The organism is Achromobacter sp. MYb9 (assembly GCF_002975275.1).
In the GTDB taxonomy this organism is placed as follows: domain Bacteria; phylum Pseudomonadota; class Gammaproteobacteria; order Burkholderiales; family Burkholderiaceae_B; genus Achromobacter.
Window position 1 is genome coordinate 17,700 of record NZ_PCOQ01000039.1, and the last position, 11,935, is coordinate 29,634.

The following is an 11,935-nucleotide window of genomic DNA, read 5'->3' on the forward strand; positions in this document are numbered from 1 at the left end:
TGCGCCGCAACATCTCTGCGTGCATTCTGATAAATTGTTGAATTGCACGACTTTTTCTACCCGGACCTTGTCTCCACCTTTATAGAGCGATTGAAATGAATCAAGCAGTAGGCCTTGTCGGCTGGCGCGGAATGGTCGGCTCGGTGCTCATGCAACGCATGCGCGACGAGAACGACTTCGCACTGATCGAACCGGTGTTCTTTTCCACCAGCAATGCTGGCGGCGCCGCGCCCACGTGGGCCGAAGGCGCGGGCCCGTTGCAAAACGCCTACGATATTGATGCTCTGAAAAAACTGCCGATCATTCTGACGGCACAAGGCGGCGACTACACGTCCGAGGTCTATCCCAAGCTGCGCGGCGCGGGCTGGAACGGCATCTGGATCGATGCGGCCAGCACCTTGCGCATGGCCGAAGACGCCATCATCGTCCTGGACCCGGTCAATCGCCCGGTCATCGACGCGGCGCTCAAGCGCGGTGTGCGTAACTTCATTGGCGGCAACTGCACGGTCAGCTGCATGCTGATGGGCCTGGCCGGCCTGTTCAATAACGACCTGGTTGAATGGATGACGTCCATGACGTACCAGGCCGCATCCGGCGGCGGCGCGCAGCACATGCGCGAACTGCTGACCCAATTCGGCGAGATCAATCAGGCCGTCAAGCCCTTGCTGGACGATCCGGCGTCGGCCATTCTGGCTATCGATCGTGGCGTGCTGGCCAAGCAGAAAGATGCGTCGCTGCCGCACGAACACTTTGGCGTTCCGCTGGGCGGCAACCTGATTCCCTGGATCGACAAGGATCTGGGCGACGGCATGTCCAAGGAAGAATGGAAGGCCGAAGTCGAAACCAACAAGATCCTGGGCCGCGGTGCCGCCTTCGGTACGGCGCCCACCCCGATCGACGGCTTGTGCGTGCGCATCGGCGCAATGCGCTGCCACAGCCAGGCGCTGACCATCAAGCTCAAGCGCGATGTGCCGCTGGACGAAATCGAATCGCTGATCGCCGAAGGCACGCAATGGGCCAAGGTCATCCCCAACACCAAGGAAGCCACCGTTGCGGGACTGACCCCCGTCGCCGTCACCGGCACGCTGGACATCCCGGTGGGCCGTCTGCGCAAGCTGTCGATGGGTTCGCAGTACCTGGGCGCCTTCACGGTGGGCGACCAGTTGCTGTGGGGCGCCGCCGAGCCGCTGCGCCGCATGCTGCGCATTGCGCTGGCTGAAGCCTGATGCCGTTTCAGGCGCCGCAAGCAGCCGCCTGATCTTGTAGCAAGGCAATCAAGGGCACCTGCGGGTGCCCTTGACGTTTAAGCAATCGTCAAAGCAGTGTGGCGCATGTGCCCGCGAGCCAACGCCGATGCGCCTTTCAGGTTTGTGAAATGCGCGTCATCCATTACACTTTTCCGGTGAATTAAGGCCTGTTCTCACTTAATGGGTGCGAACGGGCGATAGCCCGTAATTCGACTACAAGAACGGAATTCCAGCTTATGACCCAGCGTTCGCGCCACGTGAAGCATGCCCGCCGTTTGAAAGCCCTTCAATGGGCGATCGCTTTGGCGATAGGGTCGAGCATGTGCAGTTCGGCGCTGGCCATGCGCGTGGGGCATTCGCGCGTCGTTTCCGTGCCAGGCGCGCCGTTGCAGGCCGTGGTGGGACTGCAGGAATTGACGCCCGACGAAGTGGCGTCGCTGAAGGTCTCGGTGGCGGATGAAGCCGCTTGGCAGCGCGCCGGCCTGAAACCGCCGGTACCGCTGGCCAGCATGGTGGTCAGGGTCGAGGACGGCCTGGATGCCACGCGCAAGAACCTGCGCGTTCGCGGCGCGCAGCCGCCGGCAAGCGGCGCCGTGGACTTGCTGCTGGATATCAGCTCCAGCTCCGGGCAGCGCCAAGTGCAGGTCAGCGTCCTGGTGCCGCTGCGTGGCACCGGCGCCGACGTGACGCCCGCCGCTGTCGGCACGCCAGCGCGTGCGGGTGGCACGGCGGGCTCCGTCAATGTGAAGTCGGGCGACAACCTGTTTGCCATTGCCCAGCGCAATGCGGTGCCGAACGCGTCGGTCTACCAGATGCTGGTTGCGCTGTGGCGCGCCAACCCCGAGGCGTTCATCCAGAACAATATGAATCTGGTGCGGGCCGGACAAAAACTGAATATCCCGGACGCAGCGACGGTCCGGGCGGTCGATCCGGCGGAAGCGCGCCGTATCTTCAATGAACACGCCGAGGCGTTTGCCAAGTACCGCGCCCGGCTCGGCGCGGCGGCAGGCGCCAATCCGTCCGTGGTGAAGGGCCAAGACGCGGCATCGGGCACCGTCGCCCGCCCAGGCGACAACGGCGTGGCCAGCGCTGCGCCGACGCAAGACCGGGTGCGCCTGTCCACCGGTCAGACGCAGAACGGCGCCGCGGCGCAGGCGGAAGCGCAAGCCGATGCCAGGACGTCCTCGGAACGCGCGATGAAAGACGTCGAAGGCCGCGTGAACCAGTTGCAGGCCAATGTGGACGACCTGAACAAGGCCGTCGGTCAGCAAGGGCCGGCAGGAGCAGGCGACGCCGCGGGTACGCCGGGTGCGGCAGGGGCTTCGGGGGCAGCGGGCACTTCGGGTGCAGCGGGCACTTCGGGCGCAGCGGGCACGCCGGGTGCAGCGGGCACGCCGGGCGCAGCAGGCACGCCGGGCGCAGCAGGCACGCCGGGCGCAGCAGGCACGCCGGGCGCAGCAGGCACGCCGGGCGCAGCAGGCACGCCGGGCGCAGCAGGCACGCCGGGCGCAGCAGGCACGTCGGGCCCAGCAGGCACGCCGGGTGCAGCGGGCACGCCGGGTGCAGCGGGCACGCCGGGCACAGCAGGCACGCCGGGTGCGGCAGGCACGTCGGGCCCAGCAGGTACGCCGGGCCCAGCAGGTACGCCGGGCGCAGCAGGTACGCCGGGTGCAACCGGCACGCCGGGCGCAGCGGGCGCTCCAGGCGCCCCAGGCGCTTCCGCCGACAAGGCCGCCGGAAGCCCGACCGCCAACGCCAAGGACATCACGTCCGGCATGCCTGCCTGGCTTGCCGACAATCTGCTCGTCATCGTGACCGCGGTGCTGGCGCTGATCGCGTTTGCAATCGCCTGGCTGCTGCGCCGTGCCGGCGCGCGGCGCGGGGACGATGATGAGGAAACCTACGCCTATAACGAGCCTGCGCTGGACACGGCAGCGCTGAACCGCAAGCTCGATACGATCAATCTCGACCTGGACGAACCGCCCACGGACGAACCGCGCCGAGTCAGCGGTCCCAGGGTTTGAATAATGTCTAGAGTTGCATTGGGGCTGGCGTATGACGGCTCCGCCTGGCAGGGTTGGCAGACGCAGCCGCATCGACAGACGGTGCAGGACACGCTGGAGTCGGCCTTGGCAAGTTTTTGTGGTGTTGAAGGCGTTGTTCCCACGGTCTGCGCCGGCCGTACCGATACGGGGGTGCACGGCGCAATGCAGGTGGTCCATCTGGACACGACGCTGGATCGCCGGATGGAATCCTGGGTGCGGGGCGTGAACGCATTCCTTCCACCCAGCGTGTCGGTGCAATGGGCGCAGCCGGTGTCCGACGAGTTCCACGCGCGCTTTTCCGCACGCGCCCGCACGTATGTCTATTTGCTGTGGCGCGGCCGGGTTCGGCCGGCGCTATGGGCGGGGCGGGCCGGCTGGTGTTTCCAGCCGCTGGACGTGGATGCCATGCGGACCGCGGCGCAAGCCTTGGTGGGCGAACATGATTTCTCCAGCTTCCGGTCTTCGCAATGCCAAGCCAAGCACCCGGTGCGCCACATGCACCGGCTGGACATCGAGGAGCGCGGGCCGTTCCTGGTGTTCACCTTGAAGGCGAATGCGTTCCTGCACCATATGGTGCGCAACATCATGGGCGCGCTGTTGCAGATCGGGCAGGGCAGGGAGTCCGTGGACTGGATGGCGCAGCTGTTGTCCTGGCGTGACCGCAAACTGGGCGCGCCGACATTCTCGCCGGATGGCCTGTATCTGGCCGCGATTGATTACCCTGCCGAATTCGGCCTGGAAGAACTGGACGGCGGTTCGCTGTTGCTGTCGCCGTTCACGCAAACCTATTAGGAAGCCGCCGCAACCCAAGGCGCCTTTTCCGCGCTCACTTGGAGGTCTTTGCCATGCAACGCCGCGCGTTTTTGAAACAAACCGCCCTGGGCGCAGCCACGGCAGGCAGCGCCGCGCTGGCCGTGCCGGCCTTCGCGCAGGAAGCGCCTACTGTTGCCTGGCGGCTGGCTTCCAGTTTTCCGAATGAATCACCCACGCTGTTCGCGGGCGCCGAGGATGTCGCGCGGTACGTCGGCGAAGTCACCGATGGACGCTTCAAGATCGAGATTTCCCCCGCTGGTGAATTGGTGCAGCCCGGCCAGGTGCTTGAAGCCGTTCAACACCGCGTCGTGGAGTGTGGGCATACCGCGTCGACCCGGTATTTCGACATCGATCCGGCGCTGTGCTTCGACGCGGGCGTGCCGTTCGGCCTGAACACCCGGCAAATGAGCGCCTGGATGAGCCAGGGCGAAGGCCTGGCGCTGACGCGCGTGCTATTCGACAAATACAACATCCTGAACTTTCCCTGTGGCTATACCGGGGCGCAAATGGGCGGCTGGTTTCGCGGCGAGGTCAAGACGGTTGATGACCTGCGCGGCTTGAAGGTCAAGGCCGGCGGCTTCGCCCGCCATGTGTTGTCGCGGCTTGGGGCCACGCCGGTCGACGTGCCGGTCGCCGAATCCTATGCTGCGCTGGAGCAGGGCACGGTCGACGCCGTGGCATGGATCGGGCCTTATGATGACGAGAGCCTGGCGCTGTATAAAGTCGCGCGGAACTACTATTTTCCTGGATGGTGGGCGGGCACGTTGCAGTTGTCGCTGTACGTCAACCAGGACGCCTACGATGAACTGCCCAAACCGTATCAATCGGCGTTGGCGCTGGCGTGCCAGATGGCAACGGGCAACATGATCGCCAAGTACGACGCTGGCAATCCGGATGCGTTGCGGCGGCTGGTGTCGCGCGGCGCCCAACTGAAAGCGTTTCCCAAGCCGGTCCTGCAGGCGTGTTACGAGGCGTCGTTGGCCGCCTATAACGAAATGAGCGCCAAGGACCCGATGTTCAAGAAGCTGTACGAAAGCATGGCGGCGTTCCGCGACAAAGAAGTGCCGTGGTTCCGCGTGGCTGAAGGCAGTTTCGATAATTTGACCGCAACGCTGGGCCAGCCACGCTCCTGAACGGTTTTTTGACCCCGGATATACTGGTCAAACATGTCGTGCTGTGCGACACAGGTGATGGATTTCATGCGTACTCGCATCAAGATCTGCGGCTTGACCCGCGAACAAGACATCGAAGCCGCCGTTTCGGCCGGCGTCGATGCGATCGGTTTCGTCTTCTACGCCAAGAGCAAGCGTTGTCTGACGCCAACGCGCGCCGCGCAACTGCGCCGCACGGTGCCGGCGTTCGTGGATGTCGTCGCCTTGTTCGTGAACCCGGACCCCGCCGATGTTCAAGCCGTGCTGGATGAGGTCGGCCCCGAATTGCTGCAGTTTCATGGCGACGAGACGCCGCTGGATTGCGGCCGTTACGGCCATCGCTTCCTGCGCGCATTCCGCGCCGGCGCGCCGGGCCTGGACACCGCCGAAAGCCTGGCTACCCACTGCCGCGCCTACGGCGAAGCGGCTGGGTGGCTGTTCGACAGCTACAGCGCCGGATACGGCGGCAGCGGTCACGGGTTCGACTACGCCTTGCTTGACGACGTTCGCGCGGATCCGGTGTCCCGCCCGCTGATCCTGTCGGGCGGCCTGAACGGCGACAACATCGGTCAGGCGATCGAGCTGGTGCGGCCTTGGGCTGTCGATGTCAGCAGCGGCGTCGAGGTCGAGCAAGGAATAAAAAGTTCTGATAGAATCTCGTTCTTCGTTGATGCAGCACATGCCGCAGACACGAAGCTGAAGGGAATAAAGTAGTGCTTATGTAGTGATTGTGGACCGGGTTTGACCCCACGGTTGTGAATGAAAATCAGGCCTTGCGCCAAGTTTTCAAACGCAATGAAAACAGCAAAAAGTCGTCAAAGACGATTTGCACGGTTTAAAAAAGCACTATATAATTCTTCTTCTTTGCAGGCGGTTAGCTCAGTTGGTTAGAGCGCCACGTTGACATCGTGGAGGTCGTTGGTTCGAACCCAATACCGCCTACCAGAATTCCTGCAAAGCAGTGCCCAGCACTGCCTTAAAAGCCGCATAAGTCTATGACTTTGCGGCTTTTTGCATTGGGCTGGTGGTGATGGTGGCGGGGGATGGCAACTGCATTTGCGCGTTGCGTATGTCCCTGCATTTGATTACGCCGCATGATTAATGCGCCTGCCGTCGCATTGACGGATACCGGATAGCGGATAGCGGATAACGGATTTCCCCTTATTTCCGCTCGCTTTGGATAATCCGCGAAATTCCTTCGGATATTTATCTGATATGTTCGCGGTAATCTTTATCACCGGCATGGACATGCGTCACTCTCTTCAGGCAATACTCCTCGTCCCCGTGCTGATGCTGGCTGCTTGCGCGGCCAAACCGCGGCCGGAGGCGCCGGCCCAGTCGCGCATCGATGAATTGCCGATGTATGGCGGCATGGATCGGGCGGCCGCTGCGGAACGGCAGACGGGCGACAAGAAACTCATTGCCGACGCCACGCAGGCCTTCGGCTCCGCCGAAAACGCCTCGAAGGCGTGGGTCTCGCAAGGCTATCGCTTTTATCAATCCGACCAGCTCGGCATGGCCATGCGGCGCTTCAACCAGGCATGGTTGTTGAACCCGGATAACCCCGAGGTCTACACGGGCTTCGCGGCGGTGCTACATGACCAGGGCAAGTATTGCCAAGCCATGAGCATGATGGATCAGGCGATCAGCCATGATCCGCCCACTTTCCAGGGCATCTACGCCGATGCGGGCCGTATCGCGGCCCGCTGCGCGGCCGAGGACAAGACGTTGCCGCCGGAAGCCCGGGTGGCGGCCACCGCCCGGTCGGACGCGTGGTATCGGAAAGGCGAAGCGGTGGAGCCCGACAAGGGCTATTTGTATTCGTCGTGGGCAACGGCCTATTACTGGCGTGGCCAGTACGACGAGGCATGGGCGATGGTCGTCAAGGCGCGCGCCGCGGGCGGGTCCCCCGGTCCGAAGTTCATGGACCTCCTGCGCGCCAAAATGCCCGAACCCCGGACTTAGGCCTTGCGTCATATCGGCCAATCCGATTCCTGTTCGGCATTTGCGATATTCTGCTGACCATCATGATGAAAGCGCTTTGGTTGGTGTTGGGCTGCGTGATGTTGGCACTGGGCGTCATCGGCGCATTTTTGCCCGTCATGCCGACCACGATTTTCCTGATTCTTGCCGTAGGCTGCTTCTCGCGGTCTTCTCCGCGGCTGGAAAAGTGGCTGCTCGAAAGCCCCACCTACGGGCCCGCGTTGCGCATGTGGCGCGACCAGGGTGCGGTCTCGCGCAAGGGCAAGGCCTATGCTTGCCTGGGCATGGCCGCGGGCTACGCGCTGTTTTGGTGGAGCGCGCATCCGTCATGGCCGCTGGCCGTGGGCGTCGGCCTGTTTTTCGTCGCCAGCGCGGTGTACGTGGTCAGCCGACCGTCCCCGAAAATCTGATTTGGCGGGTGCTGGAACAAAGATGGGCAAGCCCGGCACGCGAGGGTATGCGTGACCGGGCTCGTTCAGCGGGCGGGGGCCGCGGTTGGCGGCTTTTTCGGGCTGCTCAGTGAGAATGCCGGGGATCGCCGTGCGTCTCGATGACTTTCAGGTATAGCGTCGCGGGCTCCAGGCAGCCGCCCGTCGACAACTGGCCGACCAGTTGCCGATACAACTCCTGCCACGGCGTTTGCGAGGCCGGCGCCTGATAGGGCGGTTCCTGCTTGCGCCTGGCCATTTCCGCGTCGTCCACCAAGGCGGTGACGCTACGCTGGTTCAGGTCGACGCGGATCTTGTCGCCGGTGCGCAGCAGCGCCAAGCCTCCGCCGACCGCGGCTTCGGGCGACATGTTCAAGATCGAGGGGCTGCCCGAGGTGCCGCTTTGCCGGCCATCTCCCAGGCAGGGCAGGGAATCCACGCCGCGCTTGATCAGGTGGGACGGCGGCGCCATGTTGACGACTTCGGCGCTGCCCGGGTAGCCCACCGTGCCGGCGCCGCGGATAACGAGGATGCAGTGTTCGTCAATGTTCAGCGACGGGTCTTCGATGCGGGCGTGGTAGTCCTCCGGGCCTTCGAACACGATGGCGCGAGCCTCGAACGCGTTCTCGGAACCGGGTTCGGACAGGTACGCGCGGCGGAAGGCTTCACCCACCACTGACATCTTGATGATGGCGCTGTCGAAGAAGTTGCCCGACAGCACGATGAAGCCTGCGCGGTGCTTCAACGGCGCGGCGCAACTGCGGATGACGTCGGCGTCGCGGGTCTTGGCGCTTGAGGCGATGTCGCCAATGGTCTTGCCGGATACGGTAGGGCAGTCCGGGTGAAGGCGTCCGGCAACCAGCAGCTCGTGCATGACGGCGGGGACGCCGCCCGCGCGGTGGAAGCCTTCGCCCAGATGCTCGCCCGCCGGCACGCAGTTGACCAGCAGCGGGACGTCTTCGCCCAGCCGTTGCCAGTCTTCCAGACCGAGGTCGATGCCGGCATGCCGGGCCATCGCAATCAGGTGGGGCGGGCAATTGGTGGACGCGCCCAGCGCGGATGCCACGACGATGGCATTTTCGAATGCCTGCCGCGTCAGGATGTGGGATGGCCTCAGGTCTTCGCGCACCATGTCACAGATGCGCATGCCGGTGGCGTAGGCCATTTGCGCGCGCTCGCGGTAGGGCGCGGGAATGCTGGCGCAGGTAGGTAGCGACATGCCCAGCGCTTCGGCCAGCGAGTTCATTGACAGGGCCGTGCCCATGGTGTTGCAGTGGCCGACCGACGGCGAGGACGCGGTGGCCAGCGTCATGAAGCCCTCGTAGTCCAGTTTGCCGGCCGCCATCAGGTTGCGCGCATGCCAGATGACCGTACCGGAGCCCACCCGCTGGCCGTCGTGCCAGCCGTCCAGCATCGGCCCGCCCGACAGCACGATCGCGGGCAGGTCGACCGTGGCGGCGGCCATCAGGCAGGCGGGCGTGGTCTTGTCGCAGCCCGTGGTCAGCACCACGCCATCCAACGGATAGCCGTGCAGGATTTCGACCAGGCCCAGATAGGCCAGGTTACGGTCCAGCGCGGCCGTGGGCCGCCGGCCTTGTTCGGCCAGCGGATGCACGGGGAACTCCATCGGGATGCCGCCCGCGTCCCGGATGCCCGCTTTGACGCGCTCGGCCAGCGCCAGGTGATGGCGGTTGCAGGGCGCCAGATCACTGCCGGTCTGGGCGATGCCGATGATCGGCCGCCCGGATTGCAGCTCCTGCCGCGTCAGGCCGTAGTTAAGGTAGCGCTCGACGTAGATTGCCGTCATGTCGGCGTGCGCGGGGTCGTCGAACCATTTCTGGCTGCGCAACTTGCGGGGTATCTGAGACATGGGAACTCGCTTGCTTCGCGTGGGCGTCAGTGAAAAGGCGTCAGTTGCGCGCCTTCTGGATCTCGTCATTCAACTGCTTGACCAGGTCAGGGCCCAGTTCTTGCGTGTATTTGTCGACCACCGGTTGCACCTTCTGGCGCATGCGCGCGACTTCTTCGGGGCTGACCGTGTTGATCTTCATGCCGGCTTTCTCAAGCGTCGTCATGGCCTTGGTGGAATCCGCGCGGCTGTCCTTGCGTTCAAAATCACGCGACGCCTCGGCTGCCTGGCGCACCAGTTTCTGTTCGTCGGGCGACAGCGTGTCCCACCATTTCTTCGATGCCAGCACGACCCACGGCGTGTAGACGTGGCGCGTGATGGTCAGGAAGGGCTGCACTTCGTAGAACTTGCTGCTTTGAATGGTGGTGATGGGATTTTCCTGCCCGTCGACCGTGCGCGTTTCCAGGGCGGTGAACAGTTCCGAGAACGGCATGGGCACGGCGTTGGCGCCCAGCGTATTGAAAACGCCCAGCGCGATCTGGTTCTGCATGACCCGTAGCTTGATGCCTTGCAGGTCTTCCGCGCGCGCGATCGGGCGCTTGGAATTGGTCATGTTGCGAAAGCCGTTTTCCCAATAGACCAGGCCCACCAGCCCCTTGGCTTCCAGCTTCTTCAGCAGGTCCTGGCCCAACTGGCCGTCCAGCACCGCGTCGGCTTCTTTTTCGCTGTTGAACAGGAAGGGCAGGTCGAACACGCCGAATTCCTTGACCATCCCGGCAAGCGGCGCGGTGGACCCGACCATCATTTCCTGGGCGCCGCCGGCCAGCGCGCCTTGCATCTGTTCGTCTGAACCCAGGTTGGCGGACCCGAAGGTCTTCATCTTCAACTTGCCGCCGCTGACTTTTTCAAGCTCTTGCGCCAGGAAGCGCGCGGCGCGGCCCTGGACGCTTTCTTCGTTCAGGCCGTAGCCGAAACGGATCAGGCGCGGCTTGACGTCGGCCGCGGCGGCCACGCCGGCAACGGCGCAGGACAGCGCGGTGGCCAGCACGAGTAAACGGGTTTTGAATCGGTGGGTCATGGTGCTTCTCCTTGGGGGATTTTTGCCGCTAGTGCATCCAGCGTGCGGGTACGGTGATCAGCTCGGGGAAGATCACCAGCAGGACCAGCAGGCCCGTGTACGCCACGACGTAGCGCCACACGCCCCTGCAGATGGTTTCCATATTGATGCGGGCCACGCCGCAGACCACGTTCAGCACGGTGCCGACGGGCGGGGTCAACAAGCCCACGCAGCCGACCATCACGAACATGACGCCGAAGTAGACGGGGTCGATGCCGGCCTTGGTGACCACGGGCATCAGCACCGGCGCCAGGATCAGGATGGTGGGCGTCAGGTCCATGACCGTGCCCACCAATGTCAGCAACACCAGCAGGGCGAACATCAGGAGCTTGGGTTGGTCCATGACCGGCTCCAGCAGCGCGATCAGGTCTTGCGGCATGTCGGCCAGCGTGATCATGTAGGATGACACCATCGCGGCGGCCACCAGGAACATGACCACGGCGGTGGTGCGCGCGGCATTCACGAACAGCGGCAACAGGTCGCGCAGCCCGATCTCGCGGTAGACGAACAGGCTGACGCCCAACGCGTACACGGCAGCCACGACCGCAGCCTCCGTCGGCGTGAACACCCCGCCGCGCAGGCCGCCGATGATGATGACCGGCAGCATCAGCGCCCACACCGATTCGCGCAGCGCCTTCAGGCGGTTGCGCCACGGTTCACGCGGCGACGGGGTGATGCTGCCGTGCTTGCGGGCCACCCAGGTCCAGACCGCCACCAGCGTCAGGCCCATCATCAGCCCGGGCGCGATGCCGGCGAAGAAGAGCTTGGTGATCGACACATTGGTGGCCACGCCGAAGATGATGAAAGAGATCGACGGCGGAATGATCGGGGCAATGATGCCGCCCGCGGCGATCAAGCCGGAAGCCTGGCCGGCGTCATACCCCTTTTCACGCAGCATGGGGATCAGCAGGGATCCCAGCGCGGCGGCATCGGCCACGGCCGAGCCGGACAAGGCGGCCAGCAGCACGCTGGCAAAAATCGCCACGTAGCCCAGCCCGCCCTGAATATGGCCGACGAACATGCTGGCCAGGCGGACGATGCGGCGGGATATTCCGCCTGCGTTCATCAGTTCACCCGCCAGCATGAACAGCGGTACGGCCATCAGCGTGAAGCTGTTGGCGCCGGTCAGCATGTTCTGCGCGAGGATCTGGGTGTCGTAAAAGTCCAGCTGGAACATCATGGCCAGGGCGCTGAGCAACAGCGCGAAGGCGATCGGCATGCCCAGGGCGATCAGCCCCAGCAGTACAAGCAGGAAGACGGTCAGGATCATTGCAGAGGTCCGGGCGGGGAAGGGGGCGGGGC

General features: G+C 64.2%; 10 protein-coding genes and 1 tRNA gene. 8 read left to right on the forward strand and 3 right to left on the reverse strand.

Annotation, left to right across the window (positions count from 1 at the left end):
- The first annotated feature begins 95 nt into the window (after window positions 1–95).
- From asd to CQ050_RS29715, 8 genes are all read left to right on the forward strand, one after another.
- The gene (gene asd, locus CQ050_RS29680; RefSeq protein WP_105560420.1) at window positions 96–1,226 is read left to right on the forward strand and encodes an aspartate-semialdehyde dehydrogenase; all 1,131 of its coding nucleotides are present in this window, start codon (window positions 96–98) and stop codon (window positions 1,224–1,226) included.
- A gap of 257 nt (window positions 1,227–1,483) precedes the next feature.
- On the forward strand, window positions 1,484–3,271 hold the full coding sequence (locus CQ050_RS29685; protein ID WP_105560421.1) for a FimV family protein: 1,788 nt from the start codon (window positions 1,484–1,486) through the stop codon (window positions 3,269–3,271).
- A 3-nt stretch (window positions 3,272–3,274) separates the two neighbouring features.
- Entirely contained in the window at window positions 3,275–4,084 is an 810-nt protein-coding gene (truA, locus tag CQ050_RS29690) for a tRNA pseudouridine(38-40) synthase TruA (RefSeq protein ID WP_105560422.1), read from the forward strand.
- A 53-nt stretch (window positions 4,085–4,137) separates the two neighbouring features.
- Window positions 4,138–5,238 (forward strand): TRAP transporter substrate-binding protein, encoded by a 1,101-nt coding sequence (locus tag CQ050_RS29695; protein WP_105560423.1) that lies wholly within the window; start codon window positions 4,138–4,140, stop codon window positions 5,236–5,238.
- 57 nt (window positions 5,239–5,295) lie between these two features.
- Complete coding sequence (locus tag CQ050_RS29700) at window positions 5,296–5,970, forward strand: phosphoribosylanthranilate isomerase (protein WP_255410208.1); 675 nt, start codon at window positions 5,296–5,298, stop codon at window positions 5,968–5,970.
- Between the two features lie 154 nt (window positions 5,971–6,124).
- A tRNA-Val gene (locus CQ050_RS29705) sits at window positions 6,125–6,201 on the forward strand.
- Between the two features lie 303 nt (window positions 6,202–6,504).
- The gene (locus CQ050_RS29710) at window positions 6,505–7,221 is read left to right on the forward strand and encodes a tetratricopeptide repeat protein (RefSeq protein WP_233214360.1); all 717 of its coding nucleotides are present in this window, start codon (window positions 6,505–6,507) and stop codon (window positions 7,219–7,221) included.
- Window positions 7,222–7,283: 62 nt separating this feature from the next.
- Window positions 7,284–7,649 (forward strand): YbaN family protein, encoded by a 366-nt coding sequence (locus CQ050_RS29715; protein ID WP_199196962.1) that lies wholly within the window; start codon window positions 7,284–7,286, stop codon window positions 7,647–7,649.
- Between the two features lie 106 nt (window positions 7,650–7,755).
- On the opposite strand, the gene CQ050_RS29720 is transcribed toward CQ050_RS29715, so the two are convergent.
- Genes CQ050_RS29720 through CQ050_RS29730 form a run of 3 tightly spaced genes read right to left on the reverse strand, consistent with a single transcriptional unit; the run spans window position 7,756 to window position 11,903 of the window.
- On the reverse strand, window positions 7,756–9,537 hold the full coding sequence (locus CQ050_RS29720) for an IlvD/Edd family dehydratase (protein WP_105560424.1): 1,782 nt from the start codon (window positions 9,535–9,537) through the stop codon (window positions 7,756–7,758).
- Window positions 9,538–9,577: 40 nt separating this feature from the next.
- Complete coding sequence (locus CQ050_RS29725) at window positions 9,578–10,594, reverse strand: TRAP transporter substrate-binding protein (RefSeq protein WP_105560425.1); 1,017 nt, start codon at window positions 10,592–10,594, stop codon at window positions 9,578–9,580.
- A 28-nt stretch (window positions 10,595–10,622) separates the two neighbouring features.
- On the reverse strand, window positions 10,623–11,903 hold the full coding sequence (locus tag CQ050_RS29730) for a TRAP transporter large permease (RefSeq protein ID WP_105560426.1): 1,281 nt from the start codon (window positions 11,901–11,903) through the stop codon (window positions 10,623–10,625).
- Window positions 11,904–11,935 lie beyond the last annotated feature (32 nt).